The organism is Agromyces sp. MMS24-K17 (assembly GCF_043950245.1).
GTDB lineage: Bacteria > Actinomycetota > Actinomycetes > Actinomycetales > Microbacteriaceae > Agromyces.
The window spans coordinates 3,199,146-3,222,510 of record NZ_CP171640.1; the positions used below are offsets into that span (position 1 = coordinate 3,199,146).

Annotated in this window: 29 protein-coding genes and 1 tRNA gene; 10 read left to right on the top strand and 20 right to left on the bottom strand. The window is 70.7% G+C overall.

Annotation, left to right across the window (positions count from 1 at the left end):
• Position 1: 1 nt before the first annotated feature.
• Both ACGGZK_RS14655 and ACGGZK_RS14660 read right to left on the bottom strand, forming a co-directional pair.
• Complete coding sequence (locus tag ACGGZK_RS14655; protein ID WP_395243366.1) at positions 2–364, bottom strand: hypothetical protein; 363 nt, start codon at positions 362–364, stop codon at positions 2–4.
• Between the two features lie 49 nt (positions 365–413).
• Positions 414–1,313: a LysR family transcriptional regulator gene (locus ACGGZK_RS14660; RefSeq protein ID WP_395243367.1), complete on the bottom strand. Its 900-nt coding sequence runs from the start codon at positions 1,311–1,313 to the stop codon at positions 414–416.
• A 122-nt stretch (positions 1,314–1,435) separates the two neighbouring features.
• Here ACGGZK_RS14660 and ACGGZK_RS14665 point away from each other — a divergent pair, with 122 nt between their 5' ends.
• From ACGGZK_RS14665 to ACGGZK_RS14675, 3 genes are all read left to right on the top strand, one after another.
• Positions 1,436–2,122, top strand: a complete 687-nt coding sequence (locus tag ACGGZK_RS14665) for a type 1 glutamine amidotransferase domain-containing protein (RefSeq protein WP_395243368.1) — start codon at positions 1,436–1,438, stop codon at positions 2,120–2,122.
• 85 nt (positions 2,123–2,207) lie between these two features.
• The gene (locus ACGGZK_RS14670) at positions 2,208–2,411 is read left to right on the top strand and encodes a cold-shock protein (protein ID WP_395243369.1); all 204 of its coding nucleotides are present in this window, start codon (positions 2,208–2,210) and stop codon (positions 2,409–2,411) included.
• A gap of 265 nt (positions 2,412–2,676) precedes the next feature.
• Positions 2,677–3,744, top strand: coding sequence for a fatty acid desaturase family protein (locus tag ACGGZK_RS14675; RefSeq protein WP_395246097.1), 1,068 nt, complete (start codon positions 2,677–2,679; stop codon positions 3,742–3,744).
• A gap of 46 nt (positions 3,745–3,790) precedes the next feature.
• On the opposite strand, the gene ACGGZK_RS14680 is transcribed toward ACGGZK_RS14675, so the two are convergent.
• The gene (locus ACGGZK_RS14680) at positions 3,791–4,489 is read right to left on the bottom strand and encodes an SDR family NAD(P)-dependent oxidoreductase (protein WP_395243370.1); all 699 of its coding nucleotides are present in this window, start codon (positions 4,487–4,489) and stop codon (positions 3,791–3,793) included.
• 101 nt (positions 4,490–4,590) lie between these two features.
• Between ACGGZK_RS14680 and ACGGZK_RS14685 the strand changes: the two genes are divergently transcribed.
• Positions 4,591–5,451 carry a helix-turn-helix transcriptional regulator gene (locus tag ACGGZK_RS14685; protein WP_395243371.1) on the top strand — a complete coding sequence of 287 codons (861 nt, stop codon included), beginning with the start codon at positions 4,591–4,593 and terminating at the stop codon, positions 5,449–5,451.
• A 66-nt stretch (positions 5,452–5,517) separates the two neighbouring features.
• Here the strand turns inward: ACGGZK_RS14685 and ACGGZK_RS14690 are convergent, their stop codons facing one another.
• From ACGGZK_RS14690 to dinB, 3 genes are all read right to left on the bottom strand, one after another.
• The gene (locus ACGGZK_RS14690) at positions 5,518–6,744 is read right to left on the bottom strand and encodes a Fic family protein (RefSeq protein WP_395243372.1); all 1,227 of its coding nucleotides are present in this window, start codon (positions 6,742–6,744) and stop codon (positions 5,518–5,520) included.
• Positions 6,745–6,835: 91 nt separating this feature from the next.
• Positions 6,836–7,342: a DUF1801 domain-containing protein gene (locus tag ACGGZK_RS14695; RefSeq protein WP_395243373.1), complete on the bottom strand. Its 507-nt coding sequence runs from the start codon at positions 7,340–7,342 to the stop codon at positions 6,836–6,838.
• Positions 7,343–7,374: 32 nt separating this feature from the next.
• A complete protein-coding gene (gene dinB / locus ACGGZK_RS14700) occupies positions 7,375–8,571 on the bottom strand; it encodes a DNA polymerase IV (RefSeq protein ID WP_395246098.1) in 1,197 nt (398 codons plus the stop codon).
• Positions 8,572–8,927: 356 nt separating this feature from the next.
• On the opposite strand from dinB, the gene ACGGZK_RS14705 reads away from it, so the two are divergent.
• Together ACGGZK_RS14705 and ACGGZK_RS14710 are read left to right on the top strand one after the other, a co-directional pair.
• Complete coding sequence (locus tag ACGGZK_RS14705) at positions 8,928–9,191, top strand: hypothetical protein (protein WP_395243374.1); 264 nt, start codon at positions 8,928–8,930, stop codon at positions 9,189–9,191.
• A 49-nt stretch (positions 9,192–9,240) separates the two neighbouring features.
• Positions 9,241–9,735 (top strand): hypothetical protein, encoded by a 495-nt coding sequence (locus ACGGZK_RS14710; RefSeq protein ID WP_395243375.1) that lies wholly within the window; start codon positions 9,241–9,243, stop codon positions 9,733–9,735.
• Positions 9,736–9,746: 11 nt separating this feature from the next.
• Here ACGGZK_RS14710 and ACGGZK_RS14715 read toward each other — a convergent pair whose 3' ends face one another.
• The 7 genes from ACGGZK_RS14715 to ACGGZK_RS14745 all read right to left on the bottom strand — a co-directional run bounded on the left by ACGGZK_RS14715 (position 9,747) and on the right by ACGGZK_RS14745 (position 13,560).
• Positions 9,747–10,340: a hypothetical protein gene (locus ACGGZK_RS14715; RefSeq protein ID WP_395243376.1), complete on the bottom strand. Its 594-nt coding sequence runs from the start codon at positions 10,338–10,340 to the stop codon at positions 9,747–9,749.
• 147 nt (positions 10,341–10,487) lie between these two features.
• Positions 10,488–11,147, bottom strand: a complete 660-nt coding sequence (locus tag ACGGZK_RS14720) for a hypothetical protein (protein ID WP_395243377.1) — start codon at positions 11,145–11,147, stop codon at positions 10,488–10,490.
• 230 nt (positions 11,148–11,377) lie between these two features.
• Positions 11,378–11,944 (bottom strand): hypothetical protein, encoded by a 567-nt coding sequence (locus ACGGZK_RS14725; RefSeq protein WP_395243378.1) that lies wholly within the window; start codon positions 11,942–11,944, stop codon positions 11,378–11,380.
• Between the two features lie 65 nt (positions 11,945–12,009).
• A complete protein-coding gene (locus tag ACGGZK_RS14730; RefSeq protein WP_395243379.1) occupies positions 12,010–12,873 on the bottom strand; it encodes a helix-turn-helix domain-containing protein in 864 nt (287 codons plus the stop codon).
• On the bottom strand, positions 12,870–13,067 hold the full coding sequence (locus ACGGZK_RS14735; protein ID WP_395243380.1) for a hypothetical protein: 198 nt from the start codon (positions 13,065–13,067) through the stop codon (positions 12,870–12,872). Before ACGGZK_RS14735 ends, ACGGZK_RS14730 begins: the two co-directional genes overlap by 4 nt.
• 59 nt (positions 13,068–13,126) lie before the next feature.
• Positions 13,127–13,327 (bottom strand): helix-turn-helix domain-containing protein, encoded by a 201-nt coding sequence (locus ACGGZK_RS14740; protein WP_395243381.1) that lies wholly within the window; start codon positions 13,325–13,327, stop codon positions 13,127–13,129.
• The gene (locus tag ACGGZK_RS14745; protein ID WP_395243382.1) at positions 13,327–13,560 is read right to left on the bottom strand and encodes a helix-turn-helix domain-containing protein; all 234 of its coding nucleotides are present in this window, start codon (positions 13,558–13,560) and stop codon (positions 13,327–13,329) included. Before ACGGZK_RS14745 ends, ACGGZK_RS14740 begins: the two co-directional genes overlap by 1 nt.
• Positions 13,561–13,727: 167 nt before the next feature.
• Between ACGGZK_RS14745 and ACGGZK_RS14750 the strand changes: the two genes are divergently transcribed.
• On the top strand, positions 13,728–14,297 hold the full coding sequence (locus tag ACGGZK_RS14750) for a hypothetical protein (protein WP_395243383.1): 570 nt from the start codon (positions 13,728–13,730) through the stop codon (positions 14,295–14,297).
• Positions 14,287–15,561, top strand: coding sequence for a tyrosine recombinase XerC (xerC, locus tag ACGGZK_RS14755; RefSeq protein ID WP_395243384.1), 1,275 nt, complete (start codon positions 14,287–14,289; stop codon positions 15,559–15,561). The genes ACGGZK_RS14750 and xerC overlap by 11 nt, the downstream gene beginning before the upstream one ends.
• A 33-nt stretch (positions 15,562–15,594) precedes the next feature.
• Here the strand turns inward: xerC and ACGGZK_RS14760 are convergent.
• From ACGGZK_RS14760 to ACGGZK_RS14770, 3 genes are all read right to left on the bottom strand, one after another.
• Positions 15,595–15,668, bottom strand: a tRNA-Pro gene (locus tag ACGGZK_RS14760).
• Positions 15,669–15,752: 84 nt separating this feature from the next.
• Entirely contained in the window at positions 15,753–16,427 is a 675-nt protein-coding gene (locus ACGGZK_RS14765; protein WP_395243385.1) for a hypothetical protein, read from the bottom strand.
• Positions 16,424–16,921, bottom strand: a complete 498-nt coding sequence (locus ACGGZK_RS14770) for a MarR family winged helix-turn-helix transcriptional regulator (RefSeq protein ID WP_395243386.1) — start codon at positions 16,919–16,921, stop codon at positions 16,424–16,426. The genes ACGGZK_RS14765 and ACGGZK_RS14770 overlap by 4 nt, the downstream gene beginning before the upstream one ends.
• Positions 16,922–17,004: 83 nt before the next feature.
• Between ACGGZK_RS14770 and ACGGZK_RS14775 the strand changes: the two genes are divergently transcribed.
• The gene (locus tag ACGGZK_RS14775; protein WP_395243387.1) at positions 17,005–17,601 is read left to right on the top strand and encodes a GNAT family N-acetyltransferase; all 597 of its coding nucleotides are present in this window, start codon (positions 17,005–17,007) and stop codon (positions 17,599–17,601) included.
• A gap of 2 nt (positions 17,602–17,603) precedes the next feature.
• Here the strand turns inward: ACGGZK_RS14775 and ACGGZK_RS14780 are convergent, their stop codons facing one another.
• A complete protein-coding gene (locus ACGGZK_RS14780; protein WP_395243388.1) occupies positions 17,604–18,494 on the bottom strand; it encodes a CHAD domain-containing protein in 891 nt (296 codons plus the stop codon).
• Between the two features lie 171 nt (positions 18,495–18,665).
• Between ACGGZK_RS14780 and ACGGZK_RS14785 the strand changes: the two genes are divergently transcribed.
• Entirely contained in the window at positions 18,666–20,057 is a 1,392-nt protein-coding gene (locus ACGGZK_RS14785) for an MFS transporter (RefSeq protein WP_395246099.1), read from the top strand.
• A gap of 13 nt (positions 20,058–20,070) precedes the next feature.
• Here the strand turns inward: ACGGZK_RS14785 and der are convergent, their stop codons facing one another.
• Genes der through ACGGZK_RS14800 form a run of 3 tightly spaced genes read right to left on the bottom strand, consistent with a single transcriptional unit; the run spans position 20,071 to position 23,365 of the window.
• Positions 20,071–21,582 (bottom strand): ribosome biogenesis GTPase Der, encoded by a 1,512-nt coding sequence (gene der / locus ACGGZK_RS14790; RefSeq protein WP_395243389.1) that lies wholly within the window; start codon positions 21,580–21,582, stop codon positions 20,071–20,073.
• The gene (gene cmk, locus ACGGZK_RS14795) at positions 21,579–22,274 is read right to left on the bottom strand and encodes a (d)CMP kinase (protein ID WP_395243390.1); all 696 of its coding nucleotides are present in this window, start codon (positions 22,272–22,274) and stop codon (positions 21,579–21,581) included. The genes der and cmk overlap by 4 nt, the downstream gene beginning before the upstream one ends.
• Before the next feature lie 8 nt (positions 22,275–22,282).
• Positions 22,283–23,365: a prephenate dehydrogenase gene (locus ACGGZK_RS14800; RefSeq protein WP_395243391.1), complete on the bottom strand. Its 1,083-nt coding sequence runs from the start codon at positions 23,363–23,365 to the stop codon at positions 22,283–22,285.

The following is a 23,365-nucleotide window of genomic DNA, read 5'->3' on the forward strand; positions in this document are numbered from 1 at the left end:
CTCAGCGTCCGTCTGCGTGGAGCGCGTCGGGAGCGGGGAACGGCAACCGGAACCGCTCGGGGTTCGCGCCCACCGCGGAGGCCGCCCCGTACTCGTCGGCGACGACGGTGACGCCGTCGACGCTCGCCTCGGCGACGCGCACCTCGCGCTCGGTGCCGTCGGCGAACCGCAGGCGGTACCGGTCTGCGAGGTAGCCGATGCCGAGCTCCTCCAGGTCGGCCTCGGCTGCGAGCCAGTCGACCGGCTCGTCGTGCCGCCAGCGGCCGAGCAGGTCGACCGCGCGGAAGCCGTCACCCGTGGGGACGATCCAGCCGACGCGTTCGCCGTCGGCGCGGCGGTGTTCGATCCAGTCCTCGGGGAGCATGGCACACGACGGTACCGGGTCGGGTCGCGGCGCGCACGTGGACGCGGCGTCAGAACACGTCCCATCCGCGCGCCTGGGCGAACAGCCGGTCGAGCACGAGCGACGTGGCGGCGGTGGGCGGCGTGCCGGCGGGCAGGGCCACGAACAGCGTGTTGATCGTCGATTCGTCGGGGCGGTGGAGCAGCTGCACCGAACCGCCGGCGATCGCCGGGTCGGCCAGGTAGCGCGGGATCGCGGAGATGCCGGCCCCGGCGACGACCGCCGCGAGCACGGCCCGCAGGTCGGGAACGACGATCGCGATCGGGTTGCCGGGGCGCCGGCCGAACTGGGTGCGCCAGTACCGGCGGAGGATCGACGGCTGGGCGTCGTACGCCACGACCGGCAGGTGCGCGAGCGCGGCCGCCGGGTCGGCCTCCAGCCGCTCGGGGTCGATCGTGCGGGCCAGCGACGGCGCCGCGACGAGCACGAACTCCTCGTCGACGAGCCCGCGGGAGCGGATCGCCGCGTTCCGCGGGCGCATCGACGACACGACGAGGTCGAGGTCCCCCGCGGCGAGCGCGTCGAGCAGGTCGGCCGCGAGGCCGAGCGTGAACTCGAGGCGGATGCCCCGCCCGGCGACCTGGGCGACGGCGGGCACGATCCGGCTGGCGACGACGTCGCTGGCCCCGCCGATGCGCACCGTTCCGGTCGGCTCGGCGAGCGGGGCATCCCATGCGGCGCGCAGCCGGTCGACGGGGTCGGCCGTGCGGGCGGCCAGCCGGTCGGCCTCCGCCGTCGGGGTGACGCCGCGCGTCGTGCGCTCGAACAGCGGCACGCCGAGTCGTTCCTCGAGCCGGGCGATGCGCTCGCTGACGGAGGGCTGGCTGAGTCCGAGCCGGCTCGCGGCCCCGGAGACCGATCCCGCCCGGTAGACCTCGAGGAACGTGCCCAGCAGGTCGAGTTCGCGCACGGCCGATGCCACCTCCCATCAAGAAACCTATAGCAGCTCGCCTCCAGCATGGAATCCCTCCGATCGAATGGCGTTGCATCCCTCGGCGGCGCACCGGCCGCCCACGGAGACTGGAGAAGCAGATGACCAAGGTACTCATGGCCGTGACCGGCGTCGACCGGATGACCCTCGCCGACGGGACGAGCCATCCGACCGGGTTCTGGGCCGAGGAACTGCTCGAGCTGCACCGCGGGCTCACCGCGGCCGGCCACGACGTGCAGGTCGCGACCCCCGGCGCGCGCGCCGCGGTCGCCGACCCCGCGAGCCTCGATCCCGCGACCGACGCCGGACGCCGGATGCAGGCCGACCTTGACGCGCTCGCGGGCGTGCTCGCCCACCCGCGGGCCCTCGCCGACGTGGCCGACGGCGAGTTCGACGCCATCGTGCTCCCCGGCGGCCACGGACCGATGGCGGACCTCGCGACCGACGCCGACCTGGGCCGGCTCCTCGTCGACGCCGTCGATCGCGACGCGGTGATCGGCGTGCTCTGCCACGGCCCGGCCGGGCTGCTCTCCGCCGTGCGACCCGACGGCACCTTCGCGTTCGCCGAGCGACGGCTCACGGTGTTCACCGACGCCGAGGAACACGCCGGCGGCCTCGGGGAGAACAGCCCCTACCTGGTCGAGTCCCGCCTCGTCGCATTGGGTGCGATCGTCGAGTCCGGCGAGCCGTGGAGCAGCACCGTGGTGACCGACGGCCGGCTCGTGAGCGGCCAGAATCCGCAGTCGAGCGCGGCCACCGCGGCGGCCGTCGTTACGGCGCTCGGCTAGGAGGACTGCACGGATCGCGTCTCCGACGATACGATCGTCTTGAAGAGATCACTCCAGTGGTCCCAGACACCGAAGGAATGACGTCATGGCCACCGGCACCGTCAAATGGTTCAACTCCGACAAGGGTTACGGGTTCATCGCCCCCGACGACGGCTCGGCCGACGTGTTCGCGCACTTCAGCGCGATCGCCGGCACCGGGCACCGCAACCTCGAGGAGAACCAGAAGGTCGAGTTCGACACCGAGCAGGGCCAGAAGGGCCCGCAGGCGGCGAACATCCGCGTCCTCTGAGACGTAGAGCCACCTCGCAACGCGCGGGTCGCCCATCCGGGCGGCCCGCGCGTTCGCGTTTCCGGCGGGGTTCCCGCGGCGCGGGACTGTGAATGCTCCGTGCATTCCGTCGGCCGCATGCGGACGGGGCTACGTTGGGCACAGCGATCGGCGACCGCCTTTGGCTCCTCATAGACGACGCCACGCTTCGTCGCCATCCGAGACAGGTGCCGATCATCCCCCCACACTCGACGCCCAGCCCACCCTCGCGCGCGGCCTCGGCCCGATTCGACAGACCTACGCACGTACCGAGGACTTCACGTCGCCGGCCCGGGCCTACACGCACCTCTCCCAGGTCGTCCGGGAGACCGGGCTGCTGCGGCGGGCGAAGTGGTTCTACGGGCTCGTCGGCGCCGCGCTCGTGCTCGGATTCGGCGGCGTGGTGACCGGCTTCATCCTGCTCGGCGACAGCTGGTTCCAGTTGCTCATGGCCGGCGCCCTCGGCATCCTGCTGACGCAGACCGCGTTCCTGGCGCACGAAGCCGCGCACCGTCAGATCCTGACGACCGGGCCGGCGAACGACCGCCTCGCCCGCGTGCTCATCGGGATCGTCGGCATGAGCTACTCCTGGTGGGACTCGAAGCACAGCCGCCACCACGCCAACCCCAACCGGGTGGGCAAGGACCCCGACATCGAGGTCGACACGATCTCGTTCCTCGACGAGGACGCAGCCCGGGCCCGAGGCATCCGCCGCCTCATCACGCGGAAGCAGGGCTGGCTCTTCTTCCCGCTGCTGACGCTGGAGGGGCTGAACCTCCACCACCTCAGCCTCCGGCACCTGTTCGGCCGAGGGCCGGTGAAGGGCCGCTGGATCGAGCTCGGCCTGATCGCCGCCCGCATGGTCGTCCTGCTCGTGCCGATCTTCTGGTTCCTGCCGCTGGGCATGGCGTTCGCGTTCCTCGGCGTGCAGTTGGCCGTGTTCGGCGTGTACATGGGTGCATCGTTCGCGCCGAACCACAAGGGCATGCCGGTCGTCGCGCACGATGCCCGCCTCGACTTCTTCTCGAAGCAGGTCCGCACCTCGCGGAACATCCGGGGCGGCTGGTGGGCGACCATCCTCATGGGCGGCCTGAACTACCAGATCGAGCACCATCTCTTCCCGAGCATGGCGCGCCCCCACCTCGCCGCCACCCGCGAGATCGTGCGCGACTTCTGCCGCAGCCACGGCGTGCCGTACACCGAGACCTCGCTCTGGCGCTCGTACGCCATCGTGATCGACTACCTCAACCGGGTCGGGCTCGCCGCCCGCGACCCGTTCGAGTGCCCGGTGACGGCGGAGTACCGGCGGGCGTGACGATCGGGGCGTGCCGCCCGGCGCCTCGTTCGCCGGGCGGTCGCGCTCACCACGGCACGACGCCGTGGCGGTCGATGATCCGCCCGGTGCCGGCCTCGGCGCCCTCGGTGGCGAGCTGCACGATGGCGTCGGTGCCCTCCGTCACCGTCTGGGCTCCGCGGTGGTCGTTGAAGTCGGTGCTGGTGTGGCCCGGGTCGGCCGCGTTCACCCGCACGCCCGGCAGCCCCTTCGCGTACTGCGTGGTCAGCATCGTGACGGCCGCCTTGCTCGCCTGGTAGAGCGGCGCGACGATCTGCGACTCGAGCCGGGCCGGGTCGTGGACGTGGGCCTGCGACCCCATCCCGCTCGAGACGTTCACGATCCTCGGGTCGGCCGATCGACGCAGGAGCGGGAGGAACGCGCTCGTCACCCGCACGATGCCGAGCACGTTCGTCTCGAACACCGCCGCCGCATCGGCACCGGTGAGCTCGTCGACGGGCTTCCGGGGGCTCGCGATCCCGGCGTTGTTGATGAGGACGTCGACGCGGCCCTCGTGCGCCGCGACATCCGCGGCGGCCGCCGCGACGGATGCCTCGTCGGTGACGTCGATCTGCACGAACCTCGCGCCGAGCGAGTCCGCGGCGGCCCGGCCGCGTTCGGGGCTGCGGGCGCCGATGACGACCGTTCGACCGAGCTCCGCGAGCCGCCGGGCGGTCTCGAAGCCGATGCTCTTGTTGGATCCGGTGATGAAGATGATCTTGCTCATGGATCCAGCCTCGGCGAGGGCTCCCCCGGCGACCAGGGAGCGGTCGACGGGGGGACCGCCGGTACCACCCTGGGCGGGGCATCCGCCGCCAGAATGGGGTCGTGAACGAGACGACCCTCGGTGGGACGATCCGGACCTGGCGCGACCGGCTCGCGCCGGCCGACGTGGGGCTGCCCGCGGGGCGCTCCCGCCGCGCGGCCGGGCTCCGACGCGAGGAGCTCGCCGACCTCGCCGGCGTGTCGGTCGACTACGTCGTGCGGCTGGAGCAGGGCCGGTCGACGACGCCGTCGGCGCAGGTCGCCGGATCGCTGGCGCGGGCGCTGCAGCTCTCCCGGGAGGAACGCGATCACCTGTTCCGGCTCGCCGGCCTGCAGCCGCCCGCCGACGGCCTGGTGCCCGACCACATCCCGCCGGGGATGCAGCGGGTGCTCACGCGCCTCGGGGAGACCCCGGTGGCGGTGTTCGCCGCCGATTGGCGGCTCGTCTGGTGGAACCGGAGCTGGGCGTCCCTGCTGGGCGACCCTTCGTCGGTGGCGCCGCGCGAGCGGAGCCTCGTGCTGACCCGGTTCCCCACCGCCGACGGCGACGGAGCGCGGCTCGCGCGCTGGCCGGTCGTCACCGAGGACCGGGACGCCTCGGACCGGGCGATCGTCGCCGACCTCCGTCGCGCCTCGGTGCGCTTCCCCGCCGACCGCGCGCTGGCCGACCTCATCGCCCGCCTCCTCACCGGCAACGCTCGCTTCGCGGAGCTCTGGGACGCCGGCGAGGTGCGCGGGCACACCGAGGACCGCAAGGTGATCCGCCACCCCGCCGTCGGCGACCTCACGCTGGACTGCGACGTGCTGCACGACAGCGACACCGACCTGAAGGTCGTCATCTACACGGCGCGGCCGGGCAGCGCGGACGAGTCGAAGCTCGCGTTGGCGCTCGTCCAGGGCGTGGTCCCGCAGGCGGCGGACTGAACGCAGCGCGGCCGACCGACTGGGCCGGCCGGCCGGGCTGGCGTGCTGGCGTGCTGCCCGAGTCGCTCAGCGGGTGCGCATGCTGCGGTTCGCGAACCCGTCGAGGTTGCGGATCACGTCCTGCGCCACCCAGAGCCGGTTTCGGTTCTGCGCGGTGGTCTCGGTGAGGATGCCCCGCTCCACGAGCTGGTCGAGGCCGCGGAAGACCGCCGGTCCCGACCGCTCGATCTCCGCGCGCACCAGCGTGGAGGTCAGCACCGGGTGCCCGATGGCGAGCGCGGCGATCTCGTGGGCCGCGGCATCCGATCGGAGACCCGCCATCCGTTCCGCCCAGTCGGCCCGGGTGGCCTCGATGTCGTCGACGAGTCGCCGTCCGTTCGCGACGGCGAGCACGGCCCCGTCGGCGAACACGCGGACGATCGGGTCGACGTCGCCGTCGCGGTAGGCGTCGAGGGCGTCGAAGTAGCGGCTGCGCTGCTGCAGGATGCCCGCGGAGATGGGCACGGTGACGCTGCGGGTCAGGCCGGTGCGTCGGAGCGCGGCCTGCACGAGCGCGCGCCCGGTGCGCCCGTTGCCGTCGGGGAACGGATGGATCGTCTCGAACTGGGCGTGGGCGATCGCGATGCTCGCGAGCGGGAGGGGCGACACGCGGCCGGAGTAGGCCTCGAAGTCCGCCATCGCCTCGGCGACGCGCTCGTGGTGGGGCGGCGTGAAGTCGGCGTCGTGCGGGCTGAAGCTGCCGCCGCCGATCCACACCTGCTGCGTGCGGTAGGTGCCGGTGATGGTCGGGTCCGTTCGGTGCAGCAGTTCGCGGTGCATCCCGATGATCGTCGTGGCGCTGAGGTCGTCGGCGGCCTCGAGGGCCGCCTCCATGGCCCGGACGTTGCTCACGATCAGCGGCGCGTTGCCGTCGGCGCGCTCCCCCAGCTCGGCTTCGGCGATCGCGCGCGCGCCGCTCGTGAGGTTCTCGATCTGCGAGCTCGACGCCGACTCGCTGCGGAGCAGGATCGACGCGAACGGCGCCGTGATCGACCCCACCTCGGTGTCGAACCGCACGAGCTGCTGCTGCGCGTTCGTCACGTCCTCGACGAGGTCGTCGGGCAGGTCGAGCCGGAGGTCGGCGATCGTCGCCGGAACCGCCGCCTGGTACGGCCGGTCGATCTGCTCCCACACGCGCCGGCTGACGAGGTCGCGGTGGACGAGCGGGGTCCACGGGCGCGTCTCGAAGCCGACGGCCGTGCCGGCGTTCCGGGTCGGCGGCGTCGCTGGGACCCCTCCGGGATCATGCACCATGAGCCCAGCTTAGTTAATGTTATGAGCTAAACCTAAGCAGTGACACCCGGAAGTTCACCTTCGCCATGCCATCAGGCGAGTGACGCGGGGATCACCGAGCCGGTGCGTCCCTGCCGCCGACACCGGGCACGGATGCGACCTGTTCCATCCAGGACGCGACCTGCTGCTCGTCGATGTCGTCCACGGACGCGATCTCGACTCCCCGCGTCGCCTTGCCCATCCCCACCGGGGTCACCGGCGGAACCGGCTCGAGCGCAGCGCCGTTGACGAACATGAGCTTGACGTGTCGGGCGAAGCCGCCGCAACTGAAGCACCAGCCGTCACCGACTCCGTAGTAGGCCATGCCCCACTTCACGGAACGCCGGAGGTTCGGCAACGTCTTCGCGGCCAGCGCATCGACCGCTTCGGCGATGCCGCGCTGCGGCTGCGGCAGGCTGGCGATGTATGCGAAGACCGGCCTGTCGCCGACGGCCGCCTTGGCGGGGCTCGCTCTGCCGGTCATGGCCTCCGGCGGGGTCCACGCATCAGCGGCGTCCTGCGCCGCAGTTCGCGGAGCCGGCTCCTCGGGTTCGTTCGCACCGCTGTCCCGCCCGCTCATGGCGCGATCCTATGCCCGGCCTCGAAGCGCCGTCACTCGTGCTCGGGCAGCACCGGCGTCGACCAGCCGGGATCACGACCGAGTTGCGCGGCCCGGCCGACGGATGAGGCACCGAAGCGGTCGCGCACGGCGTCCAACGCCGTGTCGAGTCGCGCTCCATCGCCCCAGTCGATCGGCAGCTCGGGCTGCAGATCGCCGGTGCGGCGCAGGTGCGACAGCGAGATGCCGATGAGCGTGATCCCCCGATCCGCGATCGCCGGCCGAGCGGCGGCGAGCAGGTCACGTGCGACGGAGAGGAGCAGGGTGGTGCGGTCGGTCGGAGCGCCGACCGTCTGGGATCGGGTCGCCTTGGTGAAGTCGCCGTAGCGCAGGCGAAGCACGACCGTGCGACACATCCGATCGCCGTCGCGGAGGCGTCGAGCGAGCCGATCGACGATCTGCGTGAGGATGAGGTCGAGTTCCTCGAACGAGCGCGGCCGGCTGCCGAGGGCCCGCTGCGAGCCGATGGATCCGCGACGTCGCGCGACCTCGACCGGGCGAGGATCCCGCAGCCTGGCCAACGCGTGCACGTGCGCACCGGTCGCCCTGCCCAGCACGCGCTCGGCGGTCGCGGCTTCGAGCTCGGCGAGCTCGCCGACCGTTCGGATGCCGAGCCGATGCAGCTTCTCAGCGGTCACGGCGCCGACGCCCCAGAGCCGCTCGACCGGCAACGGATGCAGGAACTCCTGCTCCCGGTCGGGTTCGACCAGGAGCAGCCCGTCGGGCTTGCTGACCGCGCTGGCGACCTTGGCGAGGAACTTGGTCCGTGCGATCCCGACCGAGATCGCCAAACCGACCTCGGCTCGCACCCGATGCCGCAGCCGCACGGCGATCTCTTCGGGCGTGCCCGCGATGCGGCGGAGCCCGCCGACCTCCAGGAAGGCCTCGTCGATGGAGATGCCCTCGACGAGCGGCGTGGTGTCGCGGAAGATCGCGAACACGTCCTTGCTGGCCGCGGAGTAGGCGTCCATCCGGGGAGGAACGACGATGGCCTCCGGGCACAGGTCGCGCGCCTGCCGACCGCCCATCGCGGTGCGCACCCCCCGGGCTTTCGCCTCATAGCTCGCGGCGAGCACGACCCCTCCACCGACGATGACCGGCCGACCACGCAACGCGGGTGCATCCCGCTGCTCGACCGATGCGTAGAACGCATCGAGGTCGGCGTGCAGCACCGTCGCCTCGCCCCGCATCCTGTCTCCCACGCTCGATCGTGGTGGAGATCGTCGCACGCACCGCCGACACCGCGGCCGTCGGATGCTCGCTGCCGAGTCCGACGCGAAGATTGGATGTCTCGGCGTGATCGGCGCGGAAACGCGAATGTCCCGGAAACCCTCGGGTTTCCGGGACATCTGGTCGGGCTGACAGGATTTGAACCTGCGACCCCTTGACCCCCAGTCAAGTCGGCCACCTGTTATCGAGTGTCGTCGAGTATCGGGAAGGGCGGATTCGTGCGGAAGTTCGGGCATCATCGTGCTGGCTCGTGTCGTCTCGTTCTGGCTCGTGATGGGGCATTCGCACAACGAGTGCACAACGAGGGAAACATCGAGTGATCAGCTTCGACGACGCCCGCGAGCTCGCGAGAGCAGCCACCGGACACGAGATCGCCGCGCACGGCTGGGAAGACGCAGACGCGTATCTCGTGCTGCGAGCTCGCGGGCCGCACGAGCCGATCCCAGTTGGTGAGCAACCTTTGATCGTGTCGAAGGCGACGGGCGTTGTGAGTGAGCTCGTCGCGATCACGAACGGTGACCGTATCGACCGGATGAAGCCAATCGGTCGGCATGGGGAGGGCCAAGCGGCAAACGGCTAAGGCATCGGCTCGCCTGCCACTGTCGGTGCGGCTGGGTAGTCTCGCGCGTATGGAGTGGATCGCAACCGGAATCGCCGTCATTGCCGCGCTGGTCGCTGGCTGGCAAGCATGGGAGGCTCGACGGTCGCGGCTCGACGCCCGTGAGTCCGCGAGCGAGGCACAAGACCATGAAGAGCGCGCTGTCGCTGCGTCCGAGCGCATCGCGTCAGCCGTCGAAGAGCAGAATGCGCGCGAGCGCGCCGAGCGCGAGAAGTACCGCAACCCGTGGAGCATGATCCCGACGCGCGAGAAGAGCAGTCGCTCCTACAAGTTCATCCTCGGCGGCGATGAACCGCTGAGCGACGTGCGCATCACGATGGACGATGAGCACACGGAGCGCGAGAAGTTTCGTTTCGTGAGGCCGACGACCGAGACGATGCGGCCGGGCGAGTCAATGATGCTGAGTTGGTGGCGACACATGGGCTCCGCTTCGCAGATCAGCGCTGAGCTCCACTGGGTGCGACCGAACGGCGAGCGGCACCACTCAGTCGTGACGCTCGACTAAACGCGGCGCGGTCAGACTCCGACGCTTCGTTCAGCACGTAACCGCTCGCGTGCATCACGTGCCTTCGCCTTTCGCCCGGCGACGATCTTCTTTTCTTCAGCTCGCCCCAGTTTCTTATTCCGAAGCCAGTCGTAGCGCTCCGTTGTTCGAAGCTGCCACCAGAACCATGCTGAGCGGCGACTGATCGAGCCGCGAGACCAGTCATTGAGTTCCGACAACACATCAATCGCGTCGCCGTAGAGCTGAATCTGCCGCTTCGCCCAGTCCTCGGGATCTTCCGTCTTTGCCCGCACCTTCACTACAGCGTCCTGGAAAAGTGTGGCCTGCTGAAGGACGAACCAGAGGTGCACCGCCCCAGCTCGACTCGGAACGTATCGGCCCATGCCGCTCACAGCGAACGAGTCGTGATTGAGGGCGTCGAGCTCTTCGTGAGTTTGCGCGGTAACGAACCTCTGAAGTCGCTTCTCGGCGTGCTCGCTGTATAGGCGACGGCTTGAAGCTCGCGCGTCGCGGGATGTCCACCACCGCCCGAGCAGCGTGACCACGACCGTGACTGCCGTGCCGACGAGGGCGCCCACGAGGGCGGCGATGACTTCTTCACTCATGTCGCGAACACTACTTCCTGCCGGACGAAGAGCAACGACGCACTGTCTGTGTCGACTCGTACACTCGGGATTGTTCGGTTGGTGGGTCACACGACGATGCCCCCGGCTTCCTGTGGACGGATGCCGGGGGCGTCGTGCGTTCGAGCGTCAGGCGGTGACGGGTGTCCCGTCGACCCGGCGCAGCTGGTGCGCGGTGCTGTCGTCGCCGCCGCTGCGTGCGAGCTCGTAGCCCTCGCGGTCGACGCGGTACACGTCCTGCCACGTGCCGATCGACGCGTCGAAGCTCTCGGCGACCTCGGTCATCGCCCGGCGCCACGCGAGCGCGGGCGCGTTCTCCTGCTCGACAGTGCGCGCACGTGCTGCGCTCCCGACACCGAGATCGGCGAGCCGGTCGAACACAGCGGCGTGCGTCTCGGCGATGATCTCGGCGCGGCTCTCCGACACGAGCACGTCGGGCAGCGTCTCGACGAGATCGGCGATCGCCAGCGCCCGCTCAGGGGTCGCGTCCGCGATGATGCGGGTGAGGCTCTGCCCGGCATCGAGCAGAGCGCGCACCTTCGTCTGCTCGTGCTGGGCGACTGCGATCTCGTCAGCGGTGCGCGGCAGCAGCGCGGCGAGCACCGCGTCGCGGCTCTGCCCCGGCTGCGGCAGCTGCGGGCGTGCGGCCAGCAGCCGCTCGCGTGCCTGGGCGATCGTGCGACGCTGCCGCGTGGCGTTCGCCTCGTCGGTCAAGTCGGGGTCGGGCGTCGTCACTGCGCGCGTGATTTCGTCGCGGAACGACTTCGTGAGCTCGGCGTAGTTCGTCATCTGGATGTCTCCCTTGTTCGGTGGCCGTGCGGCCGGGTCACTGCGCGCTATCTGCGCGCAGGGTTGTCGTGGTTGCAGACACCGGCGCATCTGCGGTGCGGAGAACTTGACTCGTCATCAAGCGAGTCCCCGTCTGATCAGCGGTTTTCGTCGCGGTTGTGCACCGGTTGTGCACCGGGAACGACAGCATCGGCGCTTCGATCGAATCGTGCTGTCGCGCGGATGCACCATCAGGGCGTCCCTTCGCCCGTCTCACGTGCGCGCAGCGCGAGGTTCGACGGAGACGCGCTCCCCTCGTCGAGGGCAGGCGTCGGCTCGCCTGCCCCGGATGCGACGCTGAGATCGTCGTCCAGCGCTTCGTCCTCGTCGTCGAACTCCTCAGCGACAGCAGCACTCATGAACGCCGCGAGCACGACCTTGACCTCGGCGATGCCCGTGTCGTGCTGCTCTGTGTAAAGCCCGGCGAGCTTCGCGCGCATGTCCATGATTCGCAGCATCCGATCAATCGCGCCGAGATGACCCTTCACCACAGCCGAAGCGAGCGCGCGCTGCATCATGTCAAGACGCTCGAACTCAAGTTCGCGGAGCTCCGTCGCCGCCTCACGAGGGATCGCATCGAGCGCGCGCTGCACCGACTTGCGGGCGGCGCTGCGGTGCGCGAAGCCGAGCTCCGTCGCGACGCTCTCGTACGAGTAGCCGAGGATGCGCAGCTTCAGCGCCTTCGCCTCTCGCTCGCGAGCCGTCGCGGCGATCTGCGTGCGCGTCTTGCCCTTGCTCGGTGATGTCTGGTTCGTCATGCGTGACCTCCTGTTGTGTCCTGCTCTGTGTGTGTCCGGGTTCGCAGTGATGCTGTTCGGCTCGTTCACGACGCCTCCCGCTGCTTCAGCGCTTCGAGCCAGCCGGGCTCGCCCTTGCGCTGCTCGTACTCGGCGAGCGATGAGCCGCGAGCTTCGAGCCATGCGCTCATCTGCCGAGCTCCGTCGCTCCGCTTCGCTACAGGAACGGCGAGATCGTCGTCTTCGTAGCGCCCAGTGCGAAGCCACCCAGCGGGCTGCTTCGTGTACGTCGGATCGGTCTGCTTCGCTGCGTAGCGCTTCGTGCGAGCAATGAGCGTGCCGAGCTCGGGAAGATCACCGCGCTTGTACAGCTGCGCGAACGCCTTGCGCGCATCGACCTTGCCCTGCTTTTTCGGGTAGACCGCCCACCAGCTGTCGAATGCGTCGTCGATTGTGTTCAGCGCCTCGCGATGAACGCTCTTGGGTATGTGTTTGGTATCTATCAGTTTTGGGTGCACCTGCTGCACGGGGGTCGATGCGTTAGCTGCACCCCCTCCCCGTGCATTGGATGCCCCCTCCCCCCGTGCATCTGCTGCACCCCCTGCGGCGACCCAGTTGCCTTTGCTGATCTCGACCGCGAGCACCTCGTGGCTCGACGCACGCGACGTGGGGTCGTACAGCGGCAGCGCGTAGCGCGTGCTCAGCTGAGCGCCGCTCCTCGCGTCGCGCCAGACCTCGCGCTCGATCACGCCTTCGAGTGCCAGGGCGTTCAGCGCATCGACGATGGAGCGCACCTTCAGCCTCGTGCGGGCGGCTATCCGTTCACGACTCGGCCATGCGCGCCGCACCCGCTCGTTGTAGTGATCGCCGATGGTGATGAGCACGATCTGCTGCGCGGTCGACCGCTCGCCGTCGTTCCTCATCGCCCACTCAGCTGCGGCTCCGCTCACGCGTGCGCTCCCACGTTGACGGAGCGCTTCAGGTACTCGATGATGCGCACGTCAGCATCAGCCGACGAGAGCCGCCGCCAAGCGGTCAGCTGCTGCCGCGTCGGCGTGATGCTGCGCTCGTCGGTGTGGAGCGAGATCAGAAGCCTGATCTGCACGTCATCGGCGATGAGGTTGCACTGGCTGGACTCGGACATGTGGACTCCCGTGTTCGGTGATTCGGTTTCGATGTTGCGGTGGGAGCCGCTGGGTTGGATCAGTGCTCTGCGTGTTCAGTGCTGGCGTCGAGCAGCGCGAGCAGCGCCGTCGTCGGCACCAGCAGCCGTCTGCCGAGACGCACTGTGGGGAGCTCGCCACCACGCGCTGCCGCGTAGGCTGCGGTGCGCCCTATACCGAGCGCTTCCCCGGCCTCTTCGACGCTGATCGTGAGGCGCTCGGCGAGTTCTGCGCGGGTCATCAGTCGCCTCGCGTCTCTGCTTCGAGCGCTCGCAGCACGTCGGAGTACGCGTTCAGGTGCTCAGGGCTCGGTCGGCAGAACCCTGCTTCCCAACGGGAGATCGTCATGCGGTTGACACCGAGCGTTCGGGCGACAGCCGACTGGCTGACGCCTGCGGCTTCGCGAATTGCTTTGGCGAGCGCCGGGGCGGGGAGGCTGCGCCGGGCTCGCGCTTCGTCGATCACGTCCATCATGTGCACCATGATGCGCCATTGAGACAACAGCGCGCGTGGGAGCAAAGTTTCCTTACAGCGCGTTTAGTGAGACACCACACTCCTTCTGAATACTGGTCTTGAGCCAGTCTTGTCTGTCTCACGCGCGAATGTCGCAAATTGGGTTGCGCCCGTGTAGCATCCAGTCCATGAAGACACTTCGCGCATGGGATGTTCACCCCGACCAGCCGCTGCCTGCGCTCGATGAAGACAGCTGGATCGCGGTGAGTGAGTCCGACACTGGGCGGTTCTGGGTTCGCGTTGCTGAGGCAGCAGACGGGCGACTCATCATCACGGGCATGCTCATGAGGGACGAGCGCGAGATCACCGCGAACACGCTGCGCGCGATCCAACCCGCCGCGATCTTGAAGACGATTGCGTGGCGCGAGAGCGGTGGCACTCCCCCGCCGTCAGTCGGCGCGATCGACCCGACGACAGAGCTTGCACGCTTCGAGGGCGTCGCTGACGAGATCGCATCGATTGCCACGACAGCACCGAGCACAGCCGCCGAATCGAAGCGGGGGCGGCGCGCCCGAGTCGCAGCGATCTTGAACAGTTCGCGAAGGTCTATCTCAGCTTCTACCGCGCTGGCAGAGCCGATCCGGTCAAGCAGACGTGGCAAGCGCTCAACATCAGCCGCGCGACGGCGCATCGTCGCATCGACGAATGTCGAGCCCTCGGGCTCATCCCACCGAAAGAGGACAACCGATGATCTATAGACGATGCGCCTGCGTCGACGCCCACGGCAAGCGCTACGGCAACCTGCCCGACAAGCCCACGACAGCGCAGACATCGCGCGCGTGCCCGCAGTTGCTCAGCGACCGCAAGCACGGGCGATGGGGCTACTACCTCTCGCGTGGCGTCGACGCAGCGGGCAGACGCCTTCAGACTCGCGAAGGCAATTTCGCCACCCGGCGAGACGCACAGCGAGCGCTCGCTGAGGCCGCTGCGAAGCACCATCGCGGCGAGTACATCGAGCCGTCGAAGATCACGCTGCGCGAATTCCTCGACGAGTGGCTGCCGCGCCGCACGAACACCGGCACCGGGCTGAAGTCGTCGACCGTCGCGAACTATCGGCGCTACATCGTGCAGGACATCGCCCCGTCACAGCTGGGACGGATGAAGCTCACCGACATCCGGCGTTCGCACGTGCGCGACTTCACGAGCGGGCTCGACGGTCGCGGCGCTCGCACCGTGCAGGCGATCGTGCGGCTGCTCTCGACCGCGCTCAGCGACGCCGTGTCCGACGAGATCATCGGCGCGAACCCGGCAGCACGCGCGCCTGTGCCGCGTGTGAGCACGCGCGAGTTCCACCCGTGGGAGCCCGCGCAGGTCGGCGCGTTCCTCGACGAAGCGGCGCAGCATCGCATCGGCGCTGTGTTCGAGCTCGCCGCGTTCACAGGGCTGCGCCGTGCGGAGCTCGCCGGGCTGCGCTGGATCGATGTCGACCTCTCGACGCGGCAGCTGACGGTGCGCCACACGCTCGTACAGGCCGACGCCGCAGTCGTCGCGGGGTCGCCCAAGACGGCGGCGGGTCGACGCGTCGTGCAGCTGGACGACGCAGCTGTCGGCACGCTCGTCGCGTGGAAGCTCGTGCAGAGCGCTGAGCGCGACGCATGGGGCGATGCCTGGACGGATTCGGGCTACGTGTTCACGTACGAGTCGGGCGAGCCGCTGAAGCCGCCGTATCTCACGCGGCAGTTCGAGCGTCTGCGTGATCGCGCGGGGCTCCCGAAGATGACGCTGCACGGGCTGCGGCACGAGCACGCGTCACTGCTGCTCGCGTCTGGCGCTGACATCGCTCTCGTCTCGAAGCGACTCGGACACTCGTCGATCGGCATCACGTCGGACGTGTACTCGCATCTGATCGGCGACCGCGCCCGCCTCGCTGCGGAGAACGCTTCCGCGCTCATCCCCCGAGCGAGTGCACAACGAGCGCACAACGAAGACGCTAGGAACGAGACAGCGCCCGTTCCCCAGTGAAGGGAAACGAGCGCTGATCTGCTGTTTTCTGTGTCGGGCTGACAGGATTTGAACCTGCGACCCCTTGACCCCCAGTCAAGTGCGCTACCAAGCTGCGCCACAGCCCGCCACCTCCGATCGCTCGGAGGCAACTCGTCAATCATAGCGGCATCCGGAGGGGTGCTCGTGCACGTCCGCGGGTCCGACCCGGCTCAGGGGATGTGCCGCCGCACCGCGGCGAGGAACCCCGCCTGGTCGTCGGTCCAGAGCCGCACGACCTCGACGCGGTGCTCGCCGCCCTTCGGCGCGCGTCCGGGCAACCGCACGACGGTCGGCCCCTCGAGGCGGATCTCGACGTTCGTCTCGTCCTGCATGCGCAGCGCGAGCGCGCGGCACCGGTCGCCGCCCGCCCCGACCTCGTCGAGCACGCGCGGCGACTTCGGCTCGTCGACGCGGCGCGCGGGTGCGACCGCCGCGATGTCGTCCCAGCTGAGCGGGATGTCGACCTCGAGCCCGTTGCGCACGCGGATGCCGTCGGGCCCGACCGTGTGCGGACGTGTGAGGAAGGCGGCGAGCAGCCCGAGCATCCAGGTCAGCCCCCAGATGCCGAGCACGAGGAACCCGATCCGCACGGGCGGCCACTGGTGCACGATGAGGTCGATGATCGGGATCTCGACCGCCGAGAGCACGATGAACACGACGAGCACGGTCATCACCGGCCGGTGGTACCCGAAGCCCGACGCGCCGGCCGGCAGGGCCGGGCGCCGCGCGACCAGCCGGCCGAGGCTCTCGTACACCCGCAGCTCCATGCGCAGCGCGCGGGCGGCGCCGGAGCGCACCGAGGCCCAGGCGGATGCCTCGCGCCGAATCGCGGTCGTCTCGGTCATCGGGTCCGCCCCTCGGGCGAGGCATCCGCCGTGCGGCCGGCCGCCCCCGCGGCCTCGGCGACGAGCCCGCGGAGCCGGTCGGCGATCGCGTCGACCCCGCGCTGCAGCGCAGCACGGTCGGCGGGCTCCACGGCGGCGAGCAGCGTCGCCGTGAGGTCGGCGTGCTCGCGCTGCATCCGCTCGAGCTGCGCGTCGGCCACATCGGTGAGCGCGACGACGATCGCGCGCCGGTCGGTCGGATGCCTCGTGCGGCGCACATGTCCGGATGCCTCGAGCGCGTCGACGAGGCCGGTGACGTTGCGGGCGCTGACCTCGAGCCGATCGGCCAGCTCGTGCTGGGTCATCGGCCCGAGGTGCCGCAGCACCCAGAGCACGCGGACGCGCGCGGGCGTGAGCGCGGTACCGGCGAAGGCGCGCGCCATGTCCCTCTCGAACAGGTCGCCGATCTCCAGCAGACGGTCGAGCACCGTGACGGGAATTTCGTGATCAGACATCATGATGAATCTACTTCACGATTCTGGGAATGGCGTGACCGGATGCCTCGTGCGATGTCGGCGGCCCGAGCTACGTTGATCGCATGTCCGATGAGGGATTCCGCATCGTTTCCGCGCACGACACCCTGTTCGCCGACGTCGAGGCGGTGTTCGGCACTCGGGGCGACCCGGCGCACTGCTGGTGCCAGTGGTACAAGATCCCCGGATCCGAGTGGCGGCTGACCGACGACGAACTCCGCGACCGGCTCGCCGAGCAGGTCGCCGAACCGGCGACGAACGCCGGCCTGGTCGCCTACGACGGGCAGACACCGGTCGGCTGGTGCGCCATCGAACCCCGCTCGCACCTCCCCCGGCTCCGCACCAAGCGGATCGTGCGCGACGGCAGCCGCCGGCCCGACCTCGACGACCCGGGGGTCTGGGCGCTGACCTGCTTCGTCGTCCCCCGCGAGCATCGCCGGCGCGGCGTCGCGGCGGCCCTCGCCGCCGGTGCCGTCGAGCACGCCAGGGCGAACGGAGCCCGGATCGTCGAGGGCTACGCGATCGACCCGGCCGTGCGCGCGAAGGTGCCGGCGGCCGACCTGTTCGTCGGCACGGTCTCGATGTTCGCGGGCGCCGGGTTCGTCGAAGTGGCCCGGCCGACGCCGGCGCGCGCGGTGATGGAGATCGTGCTCGCCGAGTAGCCTCAGCCGGCGACCGCGTCCGCGCGGCCGTGGAACGCCCGCAGCGCCTCCGGCAGCGCCTCGATCCGCTCGGTCGCCGCCGCGAACGCATCGTCGGCGATCCGCGCGTAGTCGTCGGCCGGCTCCCCCGCCGCGCGCGCGTCGGCCTCCGCACGCCGCACCTGCAGGGCGAACAGCAGCGCGTCGCGGTGGTCGCCGAGCACGTCCTGCACGTCCTTGGCCGCCGCACCGAGCGCTCGGACGTCGTCGCCGAGGAGGTCGGCCGGCTCCTCGGTGAACGCCTCGACGGTGTAGCGCAGGCGCCGCGCGGTCCGTCGCAGCCGATGGAGCGAATCCAGGTCCCCGAACGCATGCCGCTCCGCGCGGCGGACCCGGCGGATCTCATGGCGGAGGATCGCGGTCAGCCCGACCTCCGCGTCGACGCCGGCCTTCGACGCCGCGACCGGCGGATCCCCGACGAGCGCCGCCAGCGCCGCGTGCACGTCCGCCGCGCCGTCGAGCACCGCGACGAGTTCGGCGTGCGCCTCGCGATAGCGATCGCGCTCCCGGAGGATCAGCCGCTCCACGACGGTCGCATCGGCGCCGGGGGCGACGTGCTCCTCCGCATGCAGGATGCGCACCTCGAGGTCGCGCACCTCGCCGAGGTCGTCGCCGAGCCGCTCGAAGCGGTCGCGCACGCGCTCGGCGGCTCCTTCCTCGAACACGTCCCGGGCAGCGCCGAGCACGCTCCTGAGGCGTCGGACCAGGATGCGCGCCTGGTGCACGCCGTCGGGCTCGTCGGCCGCCGCCGCGCGTTCGCGCGGGGGCAACTCCTCGCCGTAGCGGCGGAGCACCGCGACGACCGCACCCGCCGTGGTCGCCGCATCCGTACCGCTGTCGTCCGCTCGTGACATCCGCTCCCCCAGCCCACGTCCTCTCGCGAGGCTAGCGCGGCGCCGCCGATCCCGCGGATCCGGAATAGTCCCGCGCCACGACGCCTTGGCTTCTGTGTGAGCTCCAGTGCACCGATCCCCAACGCCGCCGTCGGATTCCGATCGGAGCGCGGGCCGATCCTCATCGCCCTGATGCTCGCGACGGGCCTCATCGCGATCGACGCGACCATCCTCGCGACCGCGGTGCCGAGCGTGGTGAAGGAGCTCGGATCGTTCGAGCAGTTCCCGTGGCTGTTCTCGGTGTACCTGCTCGCGCAATCGGTGTCGGTGCCGATCTACTCGAAGCTGGCCGACACCGTCGGGCGGAAGCCCGTGATCCTCGTCGGCGTGGGGCTGTTCCTCGTCGGCTCCATCCTGTGCGGGTTCGCCTGGAGCATGCCCGCCCTCATCGCGTTCCGCGCGATCCAGGGCCTCGGCGCCGGCGCCGTGGCCCCGATGTCGATGACGATCGTCGGCGACGTGTACTCCGTCGCCGAGCGCGCCCGCGTGCAGGGGTACATCGCGAGCGTGTGGGCGATCTCCTCGGTCGTCGGCCCCGCGCTCGGCGGCGTGTTCAGCCAGTTCGCGTCGTGGCGCTGGATCTTCTTCGTCAACATCCCGCTCTGCCTCATCGCGGCGTACATGCTGACCCGCAACTACCACGAGACCATCGAACGCCGGAAGCACCGCATCGACGTCGCGGGAGCCCTCCTGCTGACCACCGGCCTGACGCTCGTCATCCTCGGCCTCCTCGAGGGCGGCCACGCCTGGCCGTGGGCGTCGTGGCAGACGGCCGCGGTGTTCGGCGTCGGCGCCGTCTCGCTCGTCGCGTTCGCGTTCGTCGAACGGCGCGCCGCCGAACCGGTGCTCGACCTCTCCCTGTTCGGGCGGCGCCTGATCACGACGACGACCCTGATCGGCGTGGGCGTCGGCGCGGTGATGATCGGCATCACGTCGTACATCCCGACCTACCTGGAGAACTCGATCGGCGTCGTGCCGCTCGTCGCCGGCACCGCCGTCGCCGCGCTCACGCTCGGCTGGCCGCTCGCGGCCTCGCAGGCGGGGCGGATGTACCTGCGCTTCGGATTCCGCACGACCGTCGTCCTCGGGGCGATCATCACCCTCGTCGGCTCGGTCGCGCTCGTCGCCGTGGCGCCGTACCCGAACCCGTGGACGGTCGCGGGCATCGCGTTCGTCATCGGCTTCGGCCTCGGCTGGGTGGCCGCGCCGAGCCTCATCGCCGCGCAGTCGTCGGTGGGCTGGAGCGAGCGCGGGGTGGTCACCGGCCTCAACGCGTTCTCCCGCTCGGCGGGCAGCGCGGTCGGCGTCGCCGTGTTCGGCGCCATCGCGAACGCCATCTTCCTCGCCTCACCGGGCGGCCAGCACGACCCGGCCGTCGTCGAGGCGGCATCGGGCGCCGTGTACGTGGGCGTCGCGGTCACCGCGGCGCTGACGCTGTTCGCGGCGTTCGCCATGCCGCGCGTGCGCGCCGAGCACCTCCTGGGCGCGGGCGACGCCGCGCCCGCGGCGCGGATCGCGGAGTAGCCCGCCGCTCCCGCTACTTCCGGTCGCGCTTCTCCCGCACGCGCATGTTCACGAGGATCGGCGACCCCTGGAAGCCGTAGATCTCGCGCAGGCGCCGCTGGATGAACCGGCGGTACCCCGGGTCGAGGAACCCGGTGGTGAAGAGCACGAATGTCGGCGGCCGGCTCCCGGCCTGCGTGCCGAACAGGATCCGCGGCTGGCGGCCGCCCCGCACGGGGTGCGGGTGCTCCTGGGTGAGCTCCGTGAGGAACGCGTTGAACTTGCCCGTCGGAATGCGGGTGTCCCACGACTCGAGCGCGGTCTCGAGGGCGGGCACCAGCTTCTCGAGGTGCCGGCCGGTCTTCGCCGAGATGTTCACCCGCGGCGCCCACGCGACGTGGTGCAGGTCCTGCTCGATCTCGCGCTCGAGGTAGCGGCGACGGTCGTCGTCGAGCTCGTCCCACTTGTTGTAGGCGAGCACGAGGGCACGGCCCGACTCGAGCACGAGGTCGATGATGCGCACGTCCTGCTCGCTGATCGGCACGGTCACGTCGATGAGCACGACCGCGACCTCCGCCTTCTCGAGCGCGGCCTGCGTACGCAGCGACGCGTAGAAGTCGGCGCCCTGCTGCAGGTGCACGCGGCGGCGGATGCCGGCGGTGTCGACGAAGCGCCACACGCGGCCGCCAAGCTCGATCTGCTCGTCGACGGGGTCGCGGGTGGTGCCCGCGAGGTCGTTCACGACGACGCGCTCCTCGCCTGCGGCCTTGTTCAGCAGGCTCGACTTGCCGACGTTCGGGCGGCCGAGGATCGCGACCCGGCGCGGGCCGCCGATCTCCTGCTTCGCGACGGCGGAGGTCTCGGGCAGCACCTTGAAGACCTCGTCGAGGAGGTCGGCGACGCCGCGCCCGTGGAGGGCCGACACCGGGTAGGGCTCGCCCAGCCCGAGGTTCCAGAGGGCGGCCGCCTCGGGCTCCTGCCGGGCGTCGTCCATCTTGTTCGCGACGAGGAAGACGGGCTTCTTCGCCTTGCGCAGCAGGCGCACGACGTGCTCGTCGGTCGCGGTCGCGCCGACCACGGCGTCGACGACGAACAGCACGACGTCGCTGAGGTCGATCGCGACCTCGGCCTGCGCGGCGACGGAGGCGTCGATGCCCTTCGCGTCGGGCTCCCATCCGCCGGTGTCGACGAGGGTGAAGCGGCGGTCGAGCCACTCGCCCTTGTACGACACGCGGTCGCGGGTGACGCCCGGGGTGTCCTCGACGACCGCCTCGCGGCGGCCGAGGATCCGGTTCACGAGCGCCGACTTGCCGACGTTCGGGCGTCCCACGATGGCGATGACGGGCAGCGCCGGGAGGTAGTGGACGCCGTCCTCGCCCTCCTCGGCGTGCTCGAGCAGCTCGAGGTCCTCGTCGTCGAGGTCGTAGTCGCGGAGGCCGGTTCGCAGCGCGGCGGCCCGCTGTTCGGCGAGCTCCTCGTCGACGTCGGCCAGTCGCTCCGCGAGGTCGTCGTCGTGGCCCTCGAACTCCTCGTCCCGGTCGGTCATCGCTTCTCCCCCATCAGGTCGGCCGTGGGAACGGCGGTGCGGATCACATCGATCACGGCGGCGACGGTGCCGTCGAAGTCGAGGTCGGTCGAGTCGACGGTGATGACGCCCTCGGCGGCGTGCATGAAGTCGACGACCTTCGAGTCGGCCTGGTCGCGGGCGCGCAGCTGGGCGCCGACGGCGTCGGCGGGCAGGTCGGCGTGCTCCGCCGAGCGGCGCGTCATGCGGACGGCCTCGTCGGCGGTGAGCAGGATGCGCACGGGCGCGTCGGGGGCGACGACGGTCGTGATGTCGCGACCCTCGACGACGATGCCGTCGCGGCGTTCGCCGGCGATGATCGCGCGGAAGAGCGCGATGAGGTGCCGGCGCACCTCGGGCACCCGGGCGACGCGGCTCACGACCTGGGAGATGTGCGGCTCGCGGATCGCGGCGGTCACGTCGACGTCGCCGACGTGCACGTCGTAGCCCGACGGGTCGGTGCCGATCCGGTACGCGAAGCTCTCGAGCGCGGCGATGACGGATGCCTCGTCGGCGGTGTCGACCCCCAGCGCCTCGACGTGCCAGGCGAGGGCACGGTAGGCGGCCCCGGTGTCCAGGAAGCCGAAGCCGAGCCGGCCGGCGACGGCCTTCGAGACGCTCGACTTCCCGCTGCCTGCGGGGCCGTCGACGGCGACGACGATGGGGTGGTGCACGGACACGTTCAACCTGCGATCCGCCAGCCGCGGGCGGCCAGCTCGGTGGTGAGGCGGTCGGCCGCCTCGGGGAGGACGGCGACCTCGGCGAGGCCGACCTGGCGGCCGGGCGAGTGCTCGAGCCGGAGGTCTTCGAGGTTCACGCCGATCTCGCCGATCTCGGCGAGGAGGCGCGCGAGCTGCGCGGGCCGGTCCTCGACCATGACGACGACGGTCGTGAAGCGCTTGTCGGTGCCGTGCTTGCCCGGCAGCCGTTCGACGCCGGTGTTGCCCCCGGCCAGCTCCTCGGCGACGCGGCGTCGCGCGCCCGGCGCGGCCGGGTCGGCGAGCGCGTCGATGAAGCGGTCGAGGTCGGCCCGGTAGTCGACGAGGATGTCGCGGACGCTCGTGGCGTTCGCGCCGAGGATCTGCACCCACAGGTCGGGGTCGCTCGCCGCGATGCGAGTCACGTCGCGCACGCCCTGCCCGGCCAGGCCGAGGGCGGCGTTCGGGGCGTCGATGAAGCGGCGCGCCATGATCGTCGACACGACCTGCGGCACGTGGGAGATGAGCGCGACGCCGCGGTCGTGCTCCGCCGGGGTCATCTCCACGAGCGTGGCGCCGAGGTCGAGGATCAGGTCATCGATCGCGGCGGCGCGCTGGTAGCTGATGTCGTCGTGCGCGGCGACGACCCAGGGCCGACCGGCGAACAGGTCGGCACGGGCGGCCAGCGGCCCCCCGCGCTCGCGGCCGGCGAGCGGGTGGGAGCCGACGTAGCGCGAGACATCCGCCCCCTGTTCGCGGAGCTCGGCGAGGATGCCGGCCTTGACGCTCGCGACGTCGGTGACGATCGCCTCGGGGAACGCGGCGAGCTCGGCGGCGACGACGCGCGCGGTGACGTCCGGCGGCACCGCGACGACGATGAGCTGCGGGCGGTCGTCGGGCTGCTCGGCGCGCCCGGCGCCCAGGTCGCCCGCGATGGCGACGTGGGTCGGGGACGCGTCGGCGAGGATCACCTCGACGCCGCGCGAGCGCAGCCCGAGTGCGACGCTCGTGCCGAGGAGGCCGGCACCGACCACGCGCACGGGTCCGGTGAGGCGAGACTCGACCAC

Bases quoted from the DNA above. Each gene is read 5' to 3' on its own strand.
- ACGGZK_RS14655 (WP_395243366.1), bottom strand. From the start codon at position 364: ATGCTCCCCGAGGACTGGATCGAACACCGCCGCGCCGACGGCGAACGC.
- ACGGZK_RS14745 (WP_395243382.1), bottom strand. From the start codon at position 13,560: ATGATGGACGTGATCGACGAAGCGCGAGCCCGGCGCAGCCTCCCCGCC.
- ACGGZK_RS14715 (WP_395243376.1), bottom strand. From the start codon at position 10,340: ATGAGTGAAGAAGTCATCGCCGCCCTCGTGGGCGCCCTCGTCGGCACG.
- ACGGZK_RS14775 (WP_395243387.1), top strand. From the start codon at position 17,005: ATGTCCGATGAGGGATTCCGCATCGTTTCCGCGCACGACACCCTGTTC.
- dinB (WP_395246098.1), bottom strand. From the start codon at position 8,571: ATGCGGGGCGAGGCGACGGTGCTGCACGCCGACCTCGATGCGTTCTAC.
- ACGGZK_RS14770 (WP_395243386.1), bottom strand. From the start codon at position 16,921: ATGTCTGATCACGAAATTCCCGTCACGGTGCTCGACCGTCTGCTGGAG.
- ACGGZK_RS14735 (WP_395243380.1), bottom strand. From the start codon at position 13,067: ATGTCCGAGTCCAGCCAGTGCAACCTCATCGCCGATGACGTGCAGATC.
- ACGGZK_RS14765 (WP_395243385.1), bottom strand. From the start codon at position 16,427: ATGACCGAGACGACCGCGATTCGGCGCGAGGCATCCGCCTGGGCCTCG.
- ACGGZK_RS14680 (WP_395243370.1), bottom strand. From the start codon at position 4,489: ATGAGCAAGATCATCTTCATCACCGGATCCAACAAGAGCATCGGCTTC.
- ACGGZK_RS14690 (WP_395243372.1), bottom strand. From the start codon at position 6,744: ATGGTGCATGATCCCGGAGGGGTCCCAGCGACGCCGCCGACCCGGAAC.
- ACGGZK_RS14695 (WP_395243373.1), bottom strand. From the start codon at position 7,342: ATGAGCGGGCGGGACAGCGGTGCGAACGAACCCGAGGAGCCGGCTCCG.
- ACGGZK_RS14710 (WP_395243375.1), top strand. From the start codon at position 9,241: ATGGAGTGGATCGCAACCGGAATCGCCGTCATTGCCGCGCTGGTCGCT.
- ACGGZK_RS14750 (WP_395243383.1), top strand. From the start codon at position 13,728: ATGAAGACACTTCGCGCATGGGATGTTCACCCCGACCAGCCGCTGCCT.
- ACGGZK_RS14720 (WP_395243377.1), bottom strand. From the start codon at position 11,147: ATGACGAACTACGCCGAGCTCACGAAGTCGTTCCGCGACGAAATCACG.
- ACGGZK_RS14670 (WP_395243369.1), top strand. From the start codon at position 2,208: ATGGCCACCGGCACCGTCAAATGGTTCAACTCCGACAAGGGTTACGGG.
- ACGGZK_RS14665 (WP_395243368.1), top strand. From the start codon at position 1,436: ATGACCAAGGTACTCATGGCCGTGACCGGCGTCGACCGGATGACCCTC.
- ACGGZK_RS14785 (WP_395246099.1), top strand. From the start codon at position 18,666: ATGCTCGCGACGGGCCTCATCGCGATCGACGCGACCATCCTCGCGACC.
- der (WP_395243389.1), bottom strand. From the start codon at position 21,582: ATGACCGACCGGGACGAGGAGTTCGAGGGCCACGACGACGACCTCGCG.
- xerC (WP_395243384.1), top strand. From the start codon at position 14,287: ATGATCTATAGACGATGCGCCTGCGTCGACGCCCACGGCAAGCGCTAC.
- ACGGZK_RS14740 (WP_395243381.1), bottom strand. From the start codon at position 13,327: ATGACCCGCGCAGAACTCGCCGAGCGCCTCACGATCAGCGTCGAAGAG.
- ACGGZK_RS14725 (WP_395243378.1), bottom strand. From the start codon at position 11,944: ATGACGAACCAGACATCACCGAGCAAGGGCAAGACGCGCACGCAGATC.
- ACGGZK_RS14780 (WP_395243388.1), bottom strand. From the start codon at position 18,494: ATGTCACGAGCGGACGACAGCGGTACGGATGCGGCGACCACGGCGGGT.